This window comes from uncultured Piscinibacter sp. (assembly GCF_937952055.1).
Classification (GTDB): domain Bacteria; phylum Pseudomonadota; class Gammaproteobacteria; order Burkholderiales; family Burkholderiaceae_C; genus Piscinibacter.
The window spans coordinates 34,772-50,107 of record NZ_CALFYO010000018.1 but is presented as its reverse complement, the minus strand read 5'-3'; the positions used below and the strand labels follow the sequence as shown (position 1 = coordinate 50,107).

The window sequence follows — 15,336 nt, the reverse complement described above, 5'->3', positions numbered from 1 at the left end:
GGAAATCGCCCCGACGCCGGAGGCGGGAGGGATTATAGTTTTCGGCCATGAGCTCCACGACCGTCGGTTACCGCCTGTCCGCCGCCACCGGCATCCATCGCGGCGACCGGGCTTACCAGCAGGATCAGGTGCAGATCATTCCGCACCTTCGCGTGCCCGGCAGCGTGATGGCCGTGCTCGCCGACGGCATGGGCGGCAAGAGCGGCGGGCGCAAGGCGGCCGACCAGGTGATCCTCACGGCGCAGCAGATCTTCGAGCGCTTCGCGCCCTCTCGCGACGACACCGCCGAAGCCCTCAAGCAACTGGTGCTCGAGGCGCACCTGATGATCAAGCTGACGGCAATCACCTCGGAAGAAGAGCCGCACAGCACGGTCGCCGCCTACATCATCAGCCCCTCGCGCGAGTGCCACTATGTGCATGCTGGAGACTCGCGCATCTACCACTTCCGCGGCTCCGACTTGGTCTCGCGCACGGTGGATCACTCCTACGTCCAACGCCTCGTCTCCGAAGGCTCGATCAGCGAGGAAGAGGCCAACAACCACCCGCAGTCCAACCTGCTGACCGGCTGCCTGGGCACGCACCAGGACCCGCCGATCTCGGTGGGCCACATCGACTACCTCGAGGTCGGCGACAGCATGCTCGCCTGCAGCGACGGGCTGTGGCATTACTTCACCCCGCGCGAACTCGGCGCCATCGTGCACGCTTTGCCGCCGCGCGAAGCCAGCGAGATGCTCGTCAGCAAGGCGCGTCAGCGCGCGCGCGGAGGCGGCGACAACCTCTCGCTCGCACTGATCCGCGTCGATCCGCTCGGCTGAACGCCCTCAGCGTGCTGCCGCGTCAGGCAGCGGGGCCGAGGGCTTCTTGCCCGCCTTCTCGCGTTCCGCGCGCCGGCGCTGCACTTCGTCGCGATGCGCCTGGGCCTCGCGCTGCCGCGCCTCGAAGCGTTCGCGACTGCGCAGTTCCTCCGCGGAGCGGTCCGGCGCACTGGCAGGCCGATCCGTCGCCGCCGCTCGGCTGGCGGCCTGCGCGGCACGCGGCGGCTTCACCTGCAGCGGCGGCGGACGCCGCGTCGCGGGCGGCGCGGAGGCGCGGTCCTGCTCGGCACGGCGCTTCTCCTCGATCGCCCTGAGGCGCTGCTGCGCGCGCTGTTTGCGCTGCGCCTCGTCGAGCACGCCTTCCTCGCGGCGCAGCTGCAGCAGCGTCTGGCGATGGGTGGCACGCGCTTCGTCGACGCAGGCGGTCACGGCAAACTGCTGCATGCACTCCCGCTTGCGCTGCTCGAACTGCGCAGCGGCCTGGTCGCGCTCACGGGCGATGCGTGCGCGTTCCACGCTGTCTTCGGTGCGTGTCTCCGGCGCCGCCGGGGCCGCCGTGCCGCCGCACAGCAGCGCGGTCGCCAGCGGCCATCCGAGGAGCTTCATGTGAGAGAAGTGTCCACCGTGCGACGCGACAGCGCCAGGAACTCGGCAGACTGCATCTCCGCCAGCCGCGACACGGTGCGTGGGAACTCGTGCGCCAGCGGCCCTTCCGTGTAGAGCTGCTGCGGCGGCACCTCGGCGGACATGATCAGCTTGACGCGCCGGTCGTAGAGCACGTCGACCAGCCATGTGAAGCGCCGTGCCTCCGAGGCCATGCGCAGCGGCATGTGCGGCACGCCGGACAGCAGCAAGGTGTGGAATTGCGAGGCGAGTTCCAGGTAGTCGTTCTGTGACCGGGGTCCGCCACACAGCACCTTGAAGTCGAACCACACCACGCCGCCGGCACGCCGGCGCGCGCGCAACTCTCGGTGCTCGATGCGAAGCACAGGATCTTCGTCGCGCGCCTCGGCAAGCTGCTCGAAGGCTCGGGTCATCGCCGCGTCGGCCGCGGGCCCGAGCGGGCAGTGGTACATCTCCACCTTCTCGAGCGTGCGCTGGCGATAGTCGGTGCCATGCTCGACGTTGACCACCTCGAGCCTGGACTTCAGCAGCTCGATGGCCGGCAGGATACGGTCGCGGTGCAGACCGTTCGGGTACAGCTCGTCGGGATGGAAGTTCGAGGTGGTCACGATGCTCACGCGATGCTCGAACATCGATTCGAGCAGGCGGTGCAGGATCATCGCATCGGTGACATCGGCGACATGAAACTCGTCGAAGCAGATCAGCCGGTGCCGCCGCGCGATGCGCGCGCCGAGCTCCTGCAGCGGATTGACCGTACCCTTGAGGTCCTGCAACTCGCGGTGCACCTCGCGCATGAACTCGTGGAAGTGCAGGCGCGTCTTGCGGGTCAGCGGCACCGAGTTGAAGAAGCAGTCCATCAGGAAGCTCTTGCCCCGGCCGACGCCGCCGTACATGTACACGCCCCGCGGGATCGGCGGGCGCGCGATCAGCTTGGTCAGCGCGTTGCTCCGCCTGGCCTTGTAGTCGGCCCACTCGTTCTCACAGCGCTCCAGCGCGGCGACTGCGCGCAGCTGCGCGGGGTCGGCCGCGTAGCCGCGCTCGGCGAGCGTCTGCTCGTACAGCTGGCGGACGCCCATGCAGGCTCTTCAGAAGTTCAGCGTGCGCTTGTCGACCGCAAGGGCCGCTTCCTTGGTGGCCTCGGAAAGCGACGGGTGTGCGTGGCAAATGCGTGCGATGTCCTCGGCGCTGGCCTTGAACTCCATCGCCACCACCGCCTCGGAGATCAGTTCCGAGGCGAACGGGCCGACGATGTGCACGCCGAGGATCTCGTCCGTCGCCGCATCGGCGAGGAACTTGACGAAGCCGGTGGTGTCGCCCAACGCGCGCGCTCGGCCGTTGGCCATGAACGGGAAGCTGCCGGCCTTGTAGGCTCGCCCGGCGGCCTTGAGCTGCTGCTCGGTCTGGCCGACCCAGGCGATCTCCGGGCTGGTGTAGATCACCCAGGGAATGGTGTTGAAATTGACGTGGCCGTGCTGTCCGGCGATTCGCTCCGCCACCGCGACGCCCTCCTCCTCGGCCTTGTGCGCCAGCATCGGACCGCGCACCACGTCGCCCACCGCCCAGACGCCCGGCAGGTTGGTGCGGCATTCGTCGTCGACGACGATGGCACCGCGCTCGTCGAGCTTCAGGCCGACGCCCTCCGCGTTCAGGCCGACAGTGTTGGGCACGCGGCCGATCGAGACGATCAGCTTGTCGACGGCGAGCGTCTGCGCCTCGCCCTTGGCGTTCGCGTAGGCAACGCTGACACCCTTCTTGTCGGCCTTGACCGACTCGATCTTCACGCCCAACTCGATCTTCAGGCCCTGCTTGGTGAAGGCCTTGTGCGCCTCCTTGGCAACCTGCTCGTCGACGGCACCGAGGAATACCGGAAGTGCTTCCAGCACGACCACTTCGGCCCCGAGACGACGCCACACGGAGCCCATCTCAAGGCCGATCACGCCCGAGCCGATCACGCCCAGCGTCTTCGGCACCGCGCCGATGCGCAGCGCGCCGTCATTGCTGAGGATTCTGTCCTCGTCGAAGGCGGCGCCGGGCAGCCCCCGCGCATTGGAGCCGGTGGCGACGATGACCTGCTTCGCCAGCAGGCTGGCCGGCTTGTCGCCGGCCACGGCGATCTCGTAGGCACCGGCGTCGGCCTTCACGAACGAGCCGCGGCCATGGAAGAAGCTCACCTTGTTCTTCTTGAACAGGTAGAGGATGCCGTCGTTGTTCTGCTTGACGACGGTGTCCTTGCGCTTGAGCATCTTCGGGACGTCGATGCTCAGATCCTTCAGGCCGATGCCGTGGTCGGCGAAGGCGTGGCCGGCGTGTTCGAAGTGCTCGCTGGACTGCAGCAGCGCCTTGCTCGGGATGCAGCCGACGTTGGTGCAGGTGCCGCCCGGCGCCGGGCCGCCCTTCTCGTTCTTCCACTCGTCGATGCAGGCGGTGTTGAAGCCGAGCTGCGCCGCGCGGATCGCCGCGATGTAGCCGCCGGGGCCGCCGCCGATGACGACGACGTCGAATTGCTGTGCGCTCATCGTGCCGTCCTCAGATGTCGAACAGAAGGCGAGCCGGGTCTTCCAGCGCTTCCTTCATGGCCACGAGGCCGAGCACTGCTTCACGGCCGTCGATGATGCGGTGGTCGTAGCTCATCGCGAGGTAGTTGATCGGGCGGACCACGACCTGACCGTTCTCCACCACGGCGCGGTCCTTCGTCGCGTGAACCCCGAGAATGGCGCTTTGCGGCGGATTGATGATGGGCGTCGACAGCATCGAGCCGAACACGCCGCCGTTGCTGATCGAGAAGGTGCCGCCCGACAGGTCGTCGAGCGACAGCTTGCCGTCCTTGGCCTTCTGGCCGAACTCGGCGATCTTCTTCTCGATGTCGGCGAAGCTCATCTGGTCGGCATTGCGCAGGATCGGCACCACCAGGCCGCGCGGCGAGCCGACCGCAATGCCGATGTCGAAGTAGCCGTGGTAGACGATGTCGTTGCCGTCCACCGAGGCGTTGAGCACCGGGTACTTCTTCAGCGCGGCGACCGCGGCCTTCACGAAGAAGCTCATGAAGCCGATCTTGACGCCGTGCTCCTTCTCGAACTTCTCTTGGAAGCGCTTGCGCATCTCCATCACCGGCGCCATGTTCACCTCGTTGAAGGTGGTGAGGATCGCGTTGGTGGCCTGCGATTGCAGCAGTCGCTCGGCGACGCGCGCGCGCAGCCGGCTCATCGGCACGCGCTGCTCGGGGCGATCACCCAGGTTCACCGACACCGGCGCGGCGACCGCCGGCAGCACCTTGGCAACGGCCGGAGCAGCCGGCACCGACACCGGCGCAGGCACTGCCGCCGCCGCTGCGCCGGCCACGGCTGACAGCACGTCGCCCTTGGTCACGCGACCGTCCTTGCCGGTGCCCGGCACCGAACCGGCCGCAAGCTGGTTGTCGGCCATCAGCTTGGCAGCGGCAGGCATCGCCACGCCGGCCTTGGCGGCAGCGGCCGGCGCAGCGGCAGGCACCGCAGGCGCGGAAGCCACCACCGGCTTGACCTCCAGCGGGCTCGCCGTGGCCTGGCCCTCGGTGTCGATGCGCGCGATGACCTCGTCGCTGACGCAGCTCTCGCCGTCGCCCTTCACGATCTGCGCCATCACGCCGGCGGACGGAGCCGGCACTTCGAGCACCACCTTGTCGGTTTCGATCTCGACGAGGATCTCGTCCTGCGCCACCGGCTCGCCGGGCTTCTTCTTCCACTGCAGCAGGGTGGCTTCGGCCACCGATTCCGACAGCTGAGGGACCTTGACTTCTACGATTGCCATGACAGTTCTTTCTGGTATCCGGTTTCACGCCGCGCGTGCGTGCGAGGGCACGCCGGGGCGGCGCCGCGCAGCGCGCGCCGCCCTTGGCCGCGGAATCACTTGCTGAGAACGAAGCCCTTGAGCTTGCCGAACGCCTGGTCGAGCAAGGCCTTCTGCTGCTCCTGGTGCAGGTGGGCGTAACCCACCGCCGGGGAGGCCGAAGCCGGTCGGCCGGCATACCCGAGACGCTGGCCGTCGAGCATGTTCTCGTGGATGTAGTGCTGCACGAAGAACCAGGCCCCCTGGTTCTGCGGCTCGTCCTGGCACCACACGACATCGGTCGCATTCGGGTACTTCTTCATCTCCGCCGCGAAGGCCTTGTGCGGGAACGGATAGAGCTGCTCGACGCGCAGGATGGCCACGTCCTGGTTCTTCTTCTCCGCGCGCGCCTTCACGAGGTCGTAGTACACCTTGCCGGAGCAGGCGATGACACGCTTGACCTTGTCGGCAACGATCTCGGCACTGACCTCGCCGATCACCGTCTTGAAGTCGCCGCGCGTGAACTCGGTCAGCGGCGAGGTGGCATCCTTGTTGCGCAGCAGGCTCTTGGGCGTCATCAGCACCAGCGGCTTGCGGAACATGCGCACCATCTGCCGGCGCAGCACATGGAAGATCTGGCTCGCCGAGGTCGGCTGAACGACCTGCATGTTGTTGTCGGCGGCCAACTGCATGAAGCGCTCGAGGCGCGCCGAGCTGTGCTCGGGGCCCTGACCTTCGTAGCCGTGCGGCAGCATCAGCGTGAGGCCGTTGGCGCGACCCCACTTGACCTCGCCCGAGGCGATGAACTGATCGATCACGACCTGTGCACCGTTGGCGAAGTCGCCGAACTGGGCCTCCCAGATCACCAGCGTGTTCGGCTCGGCCGAGGCGTAGCCGTACTCGAAGCCGAGCACTGCCTCTTCCGACAGCAAGGAGTCGATGACCACGAAGGGTGCCTGGCCCTCGGCAACGTTCTGCAGCGGCACGTAGGTGCCCTCGTCCCAGCGTTCACGGTTCTGGTCGTGCAACACCGCATGGCGGTGCGTGAAGGTGCCCCGGCCGCAGTCCTCGCCGGACAGTCGCACGGCATAGCCGCTGGCCACCAGCGAGGCGAAGGCGAGATGCTCACCCATGCCCCAGTCGACGTTGATCTCGCCGCGGCCCATGGCCGCGCGGTCGGCGAGCACCTTCTCGACCAGGGGATGGGCCTTGAACTTCTCCGGCAGCGTGGTGATCCGCTCCGCCAGGCGCTTGATCTCGGTGAGCGGCAACGCCGTATCGGCGGCGTCGGTCCACTTCTTGTTGAGGAAGGGCGCCCAGTCGACCGCGTACTTGCTCTTGTAGTTGGTCAGCACCGGGTCGACGGTGTGCTTGCCGGCATCCATCGCCGCGCGGAAGCCCTTGACCATCTCGTCCGGTCCCTCCGCCGGGAGCAGGCCCTGGGCCACCAGCTTGTCGCCGTATAGCCTGCGGGTGCCCGGGTGCGCACCGATCTTCTTGTACATCAGCGGCTGCGTCAGCGCCGGCGTGTCCTGTTCGTTGTGGCCGAGCTTGCGGAAGCAGACGATGTCGACCACCACGTCCTTGTTGAACTCCTGGCGGTAATCGAGCGCCAGCTGGGTGCACAGCACCACGGCCTCGGGGTCGTCGCCGTTCACGTGCAGCACCGGCGCCTCGATCATCTTGACCACGTCGGTGCAGTACAGCGTCGAGCGCGTGTCGCGCGGGTCGCTGGTGGTGAAGCCGATCTGGTTGTTGATGACCAGATGCACCGTGCCGCCGGTGTAGTAGCCGCGCGTCTGCGCCAGCGCCAGCGTCTCCATCACCACGCCCTGGCCAGCGAAGGCAGCGTCGCCATGCACCAGCACCGGCAGCACCGTGTCGCCGTCCTTGTCACCGCGACGGTCGAGCCGCGCCTTCACGGAGCCCTCGACGACCGGGTTGACGATCTCGAGATGCGAGGGGTTGAACGCGAGGCTCAGGTGCACCGGGCCGCCCGGGGTCGTGACGTCGCTGGAAAACCCCTGGTGGTACTTCACGTCGCCGGCCGGCAGATCTTCCTTGGCGGTGTGGTCGAACTCCGCGAACAGGTCCTTGGGCATCTTGCCCAGCGTGTTGACCAGCACGTTGAGGCGGCCGCGGTGGGCCATGCCGATGACGATCTCCTGCACGCCGCGCTCGCCGCCGCGCTGCACCACCTCGTCCATCGCGGCGATGAAGCTCTCCCCGCCTTCCAGCGAGAAGCGTTTCTGGCCGACGTACTTGGTGTGCAGGTAGCGCTCCAGGCCTTCGGCCGCGGTGAGGCGGTCGAGGATGTGCTTCTTCTCCTCGGCACTGAAGTTCGGCTTGCTGCGGATCGATTCGAGCTTCTGTTGCCACCAGCGCTTCTCGCCCGGCTCGGTGATGTGCATGAACTCGGCACCGATGGTGCCGCAGTAGGTCTCGCGCAGCGCCTGCAGGATCTCGCGCAGCGTCTGCTGTTCGGCGGTGGTGAAGTAGGTGTTCGTCGCGCTGAACGTGATGTCCATGTCGGACTCGCTCAGGTCGTAGAAGCCCGGCTCCAACTCGGGGATCTTCGGGCGCTCCTGGCGCTTGAGCGGGTCGAGGTCGGCCCAGCGCGCGCCGAGCGATCGGTAGGCGGCGATCAGCGACTGGACATGGACCTGCTTGCGCGCGACGGCGAGTTCGCTGGCGCTGGCCTTGACGGCGAAGGCGTTGGCCTTGGCGCGCTGGGCGAAGGATTCGATGACCGGCGCATGCGCCACGTCGCGGGCATTGGAACCGTCGGTGGCCGGGACATGCTGGAGGGCGTCGAAGTACGCGCGCCAGTTGTCGGGCACGGAACCCGGGTTGTCGAGGTAGGCCTCGTACATCTCTTCGACGTAGGGCGCATTGCCTCCGAACAGGTACGAGTTCGACCTGTATTGCTGCATCATCTTCGCTCACCTCTCGCGCCGGTTTCCAGCGCTGTAGTGGGTTAAAAAACCTTCCGCGACACGGCTTAACCGGCTGGCGGACTAGCGACCCGCCTTGGCTGTTACCAGCAAAGGGGACGGGAAGGACCTTTCAAGTCTCGGGCGCGACTGTAACACCGCGGCTGTCGGTCATCAAATCGGCACATGGATGAACCGGGGGCCGCCACAGACTGCAGCCGGACTTGAGTTGACCACGACGGTGATCATCCGCATCCATGCTGACGCGCTGCTGAAACCGGCGCGCGGCACGAGCGCCGGGGGGCGTCAGTTGAGGCAGAGACGCCGCCGCGCGGCCTGATACTCGCGCGCGAGACGGGCCACCAGTTCACGCGCCGGCACCACCCCATCGACCACGCCGATGCCCTGGCCGCAGCCCCAGATGTCCTTCCAGGCCTTGGACTTCGAGCCTTCGCCGCCGCCGAAGCTCATCTTGCTCGGGTCGCTCTCGGGCAGGTTGTCCGGGTCGAGGCCCGCAGCGCGGATGGACGGTTTCAGGTAGTTGCCGTGCACGCCGGTGAAGAGGCTGGAGTACACGATGTCGTCCGAGCTGCAATCCACGATGGCCTGCTTGTACGCCTCGCTGGCGCGCGCCTCCTCGGTGGCGATGAAGGCCGAGCCGATGTAGGCGAGGTCCGCGCCCATCGCCTGCGCGGCGAGTACCGCGCCGCCCGTGGCCATCGAGCCCGACAGCGCCAGCGGCCCGTCGAACCACGTGCGGATCTCCTGGACCAGCGCGAACGGGCTCTTCACGCCCGCATGGCCGCCGGCGCCCGCCGCCACGGCGATCAGGCCGTCGGCGCCCTTCTCGATCGCCTTCTTCGCGAACGTGTTGTTGATGACGTCGTGCAGCACGATGCCGCCCCAGCCGTGCACCGCCTCGTTGATGTCGGTTCGCGCGCCCAGCGAGGTGATGACGATCGGCACCTTGTACCGCGCGCAGACCTGCATGTCGTGCTCCAGCCGGTCGTTGGTCTTGTGCACGATCTGGTTGATGGCGAACGGCGCCGCTGGCCGGTCCGGGTTGGCGCGGTCGTGCGCGGCAAGAGTCTCGGTGATCTCGGCGAGCCACTCGTCGAGTTGATCGGCCGGCCGCGCGTTCAGCGCCGGCATGGCGCCGACGATGCCGGCCTTGCACTGCTCGATCACGAGCTTGGGGTTGCTGATGATGAACAGCGGCGAGCCGATGACCGGCAGCGGCAGCTTGGCGAGAAGGGGTGGCAGGGACACGGTTGGGACTCCAGGTTCAGAACGCTTCGGCCGGCAGTGCGGTGACGCTGTCGCCACCCTCGACGATGGCGTCACGCAGGCCCGGCACCTTGCTCAGGATGTGCTCGGCGTAGAAGCGCGCGGTGGCCACCTTGGCAGCGAGGAAAGGCCTGTCGGCTTCGCCCTGCGCCAGTTGCCGCTCCGCGGCGAGCAGCGCGCGCGCCATCTGCCAGCCGGCCATCAGGTTGCCGGCGAGCATCAGGTAGGGCACAGAGCCGGCGAACACCGCATTCGGGCTCGCCTTGGTGTTGCCGGCCACGAAGTCGACCACCTGCACGAAGGCCTCGCGCGCGGCGCGCAGGCGCTTCAGCATCGACTGCGAGGCGGCGCTCGCACTGCCGGCCAGCGCGTCTTCGGTGTGCCCGATCTGGCGGGCAATGGCCTTGGCCGTCTGGCCACCATCACGAGCGGTCTTGCGGCCGACCAGGTCGTTCGCCTGGATCGCCGTCGTGCCTTCGTAGATCGTCAGGATCTTGGCATCGCGGTAGTACTGCGCGGCGCCGGTTTCCTCGATGAAGCCCATGCCGCCGTGCACCTGCACGCCCAAGCTGGTGACCTCGAGGCTCATCTCGGTCGAGTAGCCCTTCACCAGCGGCACCATGAACTCGTAGAAGGCCTGGTTCTGCGCGCGAACGTCCTTGTCCGGATGGTGGTGTGACGCATCGAAGGCGGCGGCGGCGGTCAGCGCCATGGCGCGGCAGCCTTCGGTGTAGGCGCGCATCGTCATCAGCATGCGCTTCACGTCGGGGTGGTGAATGATGGCCGCGCTGCCGGGCATCGAGCCGTCGACCGGCCGCGACTGCACACGATCCTTCGCGTAGGCTGCGGCCTTCTGGTAGGCGCGCTCGGCGATCGCGATGCCTTGCATGCCCACCGCATAGCGGGCCGCGTTCATCATGATGAACATGTACTCGAGGCCGCGGTTCTCGTGGCCGATCAGCTGCCCGATGGCGCCGCCGTGGTCGCCGAACTGCAGCACCGCGGTCGGGCTCGCCTTGATGCCCAGCTTGTGCTCGATGCTGACGCAGTGCGCGTCGTTGCGCGCCCCGAGCGAGCCGTCGGCATTGACGAGGAACTTCGGCACGATGAACAGGCTGATGCCCTTCACACCCTCCGGGGCGCCGACCACGCGCGCCAGCACCAGGTGCACGATGTTCTCCGCCATGTCGTGCTCGCCGTAGGTGATGAAGATCTTCGTGCCGAAGATTCTGTAGCTGCCGTCGGGCTGTGGCTCGGCACGCGTGCGCACCAGCGCGAGGTCCGAGCCGGCCTGCGGCTCGGTGAGGTTCATCGTGCCTGTCCACTCGCCGCTGATCATCTTCGGGATGAAGGTCGCCTGCTGTTCGGGCGAGCCGGCGGTCAGCAGCGCCTCGATCGCGCCGTCGGTGAGCAGCGGGCACAGCGCGAAGCTCAGGTTGGCGCTGTTGAGCATCTCGCCGCAGGCGGCGCCGATGGTCTTGGGCAGGCCCTGGCCGCCGAAGTCGGCCGGGTGCTGCAGGCCCTGCCAGCCGCCCTCGGCGAACTGCCGAAACGCGTCCTTGAAGCCCGGCGTGGTCGTCACCTTGCCGTCGTGCCAGGAGGAGGGGTACTTGTCGCCCTCCCAGTTCAGCGGCGCAATGACATCCTGGTTCAGCTTGGCGCATTCCTCCAGGACCGCCTGCGCGGTGTCGAGACCGGCCTCCTCGAAGCCGGGCAGCTTGGCCACCTCCTCCAGGGAGGCGAGTTCCTTCATGCAGAACAGCATGTCCTTGATCGGCGCGACGTAGCTCACGGTGTCATCCTCGAAATTGTCCAGGCAAGAAAAAAGCCCGTCGGCCTGGGACATCGGCGAACGGGCTGGTCGGGGTGGTCAGCGGGTCAGAGCGCTGCGACCAGTTCCGGCACGGCGGTGAAGAGATCGGCCTCGAGGCCGAAGTCGGCGACGCTGAAGATCGGCGCTTCGGGATCCTTGTTGATCGCCACGATCACCTTGGAGTCCTTCATGCCGGCCAGGTGCTGGATCGCGCCGCTGATGCCGCAGGCGATGTACAACTGCGGCGCGACGATCTTGCCAGTCTGACCCACCTGCCAGTCGTTGGGCGCGTAACCTGCGTCGACTGCGGCGCGACTGGCCCCCAGCGCGGCGCCGAGCTTGTCGGCCAGCGGCGTGAGGACCTCGTTGAACTTGTCGCTGCTGCCCATCGCACGGCCCCCGCTGACGATGATCTTCGCGGCCGTCAGTTCGGGACGGTCGCTCTTGGCGATCTCGCTGCCGACGTAGGCACTCTTGCCGCTGTCGGCGGCGGCGGCAATCGTCTCGACCGCGGCGTTGCCACCCTGGCCCGCGGCGTCGAAGCCGGTGGTGCGCACGGTGATGACCTTGATCGCGTCCAGGCTCTGCACCGTGGCGATGGCGTTGCCGGCGTAGATCGGGCGCTCGAAGGTGTCGGCGGCGAGCACCTTGGTGATGTCGCTGATCTGGCCGGCGTCGAGCCGGGCGGCCACGCGCGGCGCCACGTTCTTGCCGTGCGCGGTGGCCGGGAAGAGGATGTGGCTGTAGTTCGGCGCGATCGCGAGCACCTGGGCGGCAACGTTCTCGGCGAGTTGCTCGGCCAGGCTCGCGCCGTCGGCGTGCAGCACCTTGGCGACGCCCTGCAGTTGCGCAGCGGCCTGCGCCGCGCCGGCGGCGTTCTGGCCGGCGATCAGCACGTGCACTTCGCCAGCGCATTGCAGCGCGGCGGTGACGGTGTTCAGCGTCGCACCCTTGAGGGTGCCATGGTCGTGTTCGGCAATGACGAGTGCGGGCATGTTCAGATCACCTTGGCGTCGTTCTTGAGCTTGGCCACGAGCGTGGCCACATCGGGCACCTTGATGCCGGCGCTGCGCTTGGGCGGCTCGCTGACCTTCAGCGTCTTGATGCGCGGAGCGACATCCACGCCGAGGTCGGCGGGCTTGAGGACGTCGAGTTGCTTCTTCTTCGCCTTCATGATGTTCGGCAGCGTCACGTAGCGCGGCTCGTTCAGGCGCAGGTCGGTGGTGATCACCGCCGGCAGAGCGATCGACAGGGTCTCGAGGCCGCCGTCGACCTCGCGGGTGACCTTCGCCTTGCCGTCGGCCACTTCGACCTTGCTGGCGAACGTGGCCTGCGGCAGGTCGGCCAGCGCGGCGAGCATCTGGCCGGTCTGGTTGCAGTCGTCGTCGATCGCCTGCTTGCCGAGGATCACCAGGCCCGGCTGCTCCTTGTCGACCAGCGCCTTGAGCAGCTTGGCGACGGCCAGCGGCTGCAGTTCGGCATCGGACTCGACGAGGATGGCACGGTCGGCACCGATGGCCATCGCGGTGCGCAGCGTTTCCTGGCACTGCGTGACGCCGCAGGACACGGCGATCACCTCGGTGGCCACCCCCTTCTCCTTCAGTCGCACCGCCTCTTCGACGGCGATCTCGTCGAAGGGGTTCATGCTCATCTTGACGTTGGCGATGTCCACACCGCTGCCGTCGCTCTTGACGCGCACCTTGACGTTGTAGTCGACGACACGCTTGACCGGGACCAGGATCTTCATCCGGCGGGCTCCTGCTGAATTGACGTTTACGTTAATGGGATTCTAGTGTTGCGCCAGCGTCCGACGCCCCCGGGATTCCGTCCGTGGCGGGGTCAAAATCGAACGATCGTGCTATTTTAGACCGGACTCATCGTTCGCTGCAATGCAGCATGAACCGCCAGCTAGACTGCGCAGCCCATTGCCCTCCACCCCGCTTCGTGCCCGCTGCCCCGACTGGTCCGTCCATTGGCATCTTCGACTCAGGCGTCGGCGGGCTGTCGATCCTGACCGCGATCCGCCGGCAACTCCCCGCCGCGCCGCTGCGCTACGTCGCGGATTCGGGCCACGCCCCTTACGGCGAGCGATCAGACACCGAAATTCGCGACCGCGCCTCACGCATCAGTGACCATCTGCTTGCTGCAGGGGCGAAGGTCATCGTCATCGCCTGCAACACGGCCACGGCAGTAGCCATCGACTCGCTGCGGGCGGAGCATCCCGGAATCGCCTTCGTCGGGGTCGAACCCGGCGTGAGACCGGCGGTGGCCGCCACGCGCACCGGCCATGTGGGGGTGTTAGCCACCGAGGCGACCTTGCGCAGCGAACGGTTCGCGTCGCTCGCGGCGCGAGAGTCGGCCGGCTGCCACCTCCACCTGCAAGCCTGCACCGGTCTGGCAGCGGCCATCGAGCACGGGCAGTTCGACGACCCGGCACTGCATGGGCTGCTTGAGCGATATGCCGGAGCGCTCCGCCGGCTGGACGTCGACGTGGTCACACTCGGCTGCACGCACTATTCGTTCGTGCGCGGCGGCATCGAGCGCGTGCTCGGCGCCGGCGTCAGCGTGCTCGACACCGGCGAGGCCGTCGCCGCGCAGGTCGCCCGCGTCTGGCGACATGGCGGTGAGAGGGGGCAAGAATTGCCGTGCCTGCTCGAGACCACGGGCGACGCCGAGCAACTCCTGCGCTTCGCCCGAACCTGGTTGGAGGGCATGGCCCTTCAAATCGCCGCACAGCGGCTGACCGTCTAGGGCCTGACGCCTGCCGCCGCCATGCCGCGGTGCACGTTCACAGGGATCAGCAGCAACAGGCCGATCACGAAGAACGCCGCAGTCGACAGGATGGCGAGCCGATGGTTGCCGCTGGTCCACCAGGTCACGAGGCCGTAGGTCACCGGTCCGACGATCGCCGACAACCGCGTCGCGAAGGTCCACAAGCCGTAGAACTCCGCGGTCTGCGCCGGTGGCGCGAACACCCCCGCCATGGCTCGACCGGCCGACTGACTCGAGCCCATGCACAGCCCGGCGAGTACCGCGGCGCCCCAGAACAGGCCCGGTCCGCTGGCCAGAACAGCGAGGACGGTCATGACGATCCAACCGGCCAGCGTGACACCCAGCGCGCGCTTGTGTCCGATGCGGTCCTGCCAGTACCCGAATGCGAAAGCACCGAGCGCCGCGGCGATGTTGACGAGGAAGATGAGCATCATCGTCTGCGCCTGCTTGAAGCCCAGCACCTGCTCGGCATAGACGGCCGCCAGCGCGATCACTACCGAGATGCCGGCCTGGTAGAACGCGGCACAAGCAAGCAGCCAGCTGAAGTCGCGAAACGCTCGGGCACGCCGTGCCGTGCTGGCGAGTTGGCGCAAGGCGCTGCCGAGGCTGGCCTCGGCCGCCGTCGCCGCGTTGGGCAGCGCCCGTTCGCGCAGCAAGGCGAAGGTGGCCAACGAGGCTGTGCCGTAGACGCCTGCGGTGATCAGCATGGTCACCGGTACGAACTCGGTGGCCGGGATGCCGCGCGACTGTGCCGACATGACGTAGGCCAAGCACAGGCCGAGAGAGAGCATGCCCCCCAGGTAACCAAAGCTCCAGCCCCACCCGGAGACGCGCCCCATCGAATCGGACTTCGCCAGTTCCGGCAGGAAGGCCGCGGTGAGCGACTCGCCGTAGGAGTAGCAGACGTTCGAAACGAGCATCGCCGCGACCGCGATCCACAGGTCACCGCCGCCGGCCAGGGCCAGCGCCGCCGTGCCCGCCACGCATGCGGCCGTGCTCATCGCGAGCAGCGCCTTCTTGCGCGCGTGCAGGTCGGCATAGGCACCGATCGCCGGCATGGTGAACATCACGACCAAGCTCGAAGCGGCGATCACCAGCGTCCAGGCCAGGGTGGCCCAATCGGCCCCCCCTGCCACCACGCCGACGAAGTAGGTGTTGAACACCGCCGTCAACACCACCGTCGTGTAGCCGGAGTTGGCGAAGTCGTACATCGCCCAGCCGAAGACCTCGCGCTTGCGCACGCCGTCGTTGAGCGCGTCCTGCGGAAAGAGGGCCATGCGATCTCCGC

At 67.5% G+C, this 15,336-nt stretch carries 12 protein-coding genes; 2 read left to right on the top strand and 10 right to left on the bottom strand.

What is annotated here, in order from left to right:
* The first annotated feature begins 47 nt into the window (after positions 1–47).
* On the top strand, positions 48–815 hold the full coding sequence (locus Q0599_RS07105; protein ID WP_298827658.1) for a protein phosphatase 2C domain-containing protein: 768 nt from the start codon (positions 48–50) through the stop codon (positions 813–815).
* Between the two features lie 6 nt (positions 816–821).
* On the opposite strand, the gene Q0599_RS07100 is transcribed toward Q0599_RS07105, so the two are convergent.
* The 9 genes from Q0599_RS07100 to Q0599_RS07060 all read right to left on the bottom strand — a co-directional run bounded on the left by Q0599_RS07100 (position 822) and on the right by Q0599_RS07060 (position 13,023).
* Positions 822–1,421 (bottom strand): hypothetical protein, encoded by a 600-nt coding sequence (locus Q0599_RS07100; protein ID WP_298827656.1) that lies wholly within the window; start codon positions 1,419–1,421, stop codon positions 822–824.
* Positions 1,418–2,515, bottom strand: a complete 1,098-nt coding sequence (zapE, locus tag Q0599_RS07095; RefSeq protein WP_298827655.1) for a cell division protein ZapE — start codon at positions 2,513–2,515, stop codon at positions 1,418–1,420. The genes Q0599_RS07100 and zapE overlap by 4 nt, the downstream gene beginning before the upstream one ends.
* A gap of 9 nt (positions 2,516–2,524) precedes the next feature.
* A complete protein-coding gene (lpdA, locus tag Q0599_RS07090) occupies positions 2,525–3,955 on the bottom strand; it encodes a dihydrolipoyl dehydrogenase (protein WP_298827652.1) in 1,431 nt (476 codons plus the stop codon).
* 10 nt (positions 3,956–3,965) lie between these two features.
* Positions 3,966–5,225 (bottom strand): 2-oxoglutarate dehydrogenase complex dihydrolipoyllysine-residue succinyltransferase, encoded by a 1,260-nt coding sequence (gene odhB / locus Q0599_RS07085; RefSeq protein ID WP_298827650.1) that lies wholly within the window; start codon positions 5,223–5,225, stop codon positions 3,966–3,968.
* Between the two features lie 95 nt (positions 5,226–5,320).
* On the bottom strand, positions 5,321–8,179 hold the full coding sequence (locus Q0599_RS07080) for a 2-oxoglutarate dehydrogenase E1 component (protein WP_298827648.1): 2,859 nt from the start codon (positions 8,177–8,179) through the stop codon (positions 5,321–5,323).
* Between the two features lie 303 nt (positions 8,180–8,482).
* Complete coding sequence (locus Q0599_RS07075; RefSeq protein ID WP_298827646.1) at positions 8,483–9,445, bottom strand: nitronate monooxygenase family protein; 963 nt, start codon at positions 9,443–9,445, stop codon at positions 8,483–8,485.
* Between the two features lie 16 nt (positions 9,446–9,461).
* Positions 9,462–11,255, bottom strand: coding sequence for an acyl-CoA dehydrogenase (locus Q0599_RS07070; RefSeq protein WP_298827644.1), 1,794 nt, complete (start codon positions 11,253–11,255; stop codon positions 9,462–9,464).
* Positions 11,256–11,341: 86 nt separating this feature from the next.
* A complete protein-coding gene (locus Q0599_RS07065; protein WP_298827642.1) occupies positions 11,342–12,271 on the bottom strand; it encodes an electron transfer flavoprotein subunit alpha/FixB family protein in 930 nt (309 codons plus the stop codon).
* A gap of 2 nt (positions 12,272–12,273) precedes the next feature.
* Entirely contained in the window at positions 12,274–13,023 is a 750-nt protein-coding gene (locus tag Q0599_RS07060; protein WP_298827640.1) for an electron transfer flavoprotein subunit beta/FixA family protein, read from the bottom strand.
* Positions 13,024–13,172: 149 nt separating this feature from the next.
* Here Q0599_RS07060 and murI point away from each other — a divergent pair, with 149 nt between their 5' ends.
* Positions 13,173–14,027: a glutamate racemase gene (gene murI, locus Q0599_RS07055; RefSeq protein ID WP_298827638.1), complete on the top strand. Its 855-nt coding sequence runs from the start codon at positions 13,173–13,175 to the stop codon at positions 14,025–14,027.
* Here the strand turns inward: murI and Q0599_RS07050 are convergent.
* Positions 14,024–15,325, bottom strand: a complete 1,302-nt coding sequence (locus Q0599_RS07050) for an MFS transporter (protein WP_298827636.1) — start codon at positions 15,323–15,325, stop codon at positions 14,024–14,026. The two genes, murI and Q0599_RS07050, sit on opposite strands and share 4 nt — an antisense overlap.
* Between the last annotated feature and the right edge of the window lie 11 nt (positions 15,326–15,336).

What these genes read in the sequence shown, in the direction of transcription:
- Q0599_RS07105 (WP_298827658.1), top strand. Translation starts at nt 48, where the DNA reads ATGAGCTCCACGACCGTCGGTTACCGCCTGTCCGCCGCCACCGGCATC.
- Q0599_RS07100 (WP_298827656.1), bottom strand. Translation starts at nt 1,421, where the DNA reads ATGAAGCTCCTCGGATGGCCGCTGGCGACCGCGCTGCTGTGCGGCGGC.
- zapE (WP_298827655.1), bottom strand. Translation starts at nt 2,515, where the DNA reads ATGGGCGTCCGCCAGCTGTACGAGCAGACGCTCGCCGAGCGCGGCTAC.
- lpdA (WP_298827652.1), bottom strand. Translation starts at nt 3,955, where the DNA reads ATGAGCGCACAGCAATTCGACGTCGTCGTCATCGGCGGCGGCCCCGGC.
- odhB (WP_298827650.1), bottom strand. Translation starts at nt 5,225, where the DNA reads ATGGCAATCGTAGAAGTCAAGGTCCCTCAGCTGTCGGAATCGGTGGCC.
- Q0599_RS07080 (WP_298827648.1), bottom strand. Translation starts at nt 8,179, where the DNA reads ATGATGCAGCAATACAGGTCGAACTCGTACCTGTTCGGAGGCAATGCG.
- Q0599_RS07065 (WP_298827642.1), bottom strand. Translation starts at nt 12,271, where the DNA reads ATGCCCGCACTCGTCATTGCCGAACACGACCATGGCACCCTCAAGGGT.
- Q0599_RS07060 (WP_298827640.1), bottom strand. Translation starts at nt 13,023, where the DNA reads ATGAAGATCCTGGTCCCGGTCAAGCGTGTCGTCGACTACAACGTCAAG.
- murI (WP_298827638.1), top strand. Translation starts at nt 13,173, where the DNA reads ATGAACCGCCAGCTAGACTGCGCAGCCCATTGCCCTCCACCCCGCTTC.
- Q0599_RS07050 (WP_298827636.1), bottom strand. Translation starts at nt 15,325, where the DNA reads ATGGCCCTCTTTCCGCAGGACGCGCTCAACGACGGCGTGCGCAAGCGC.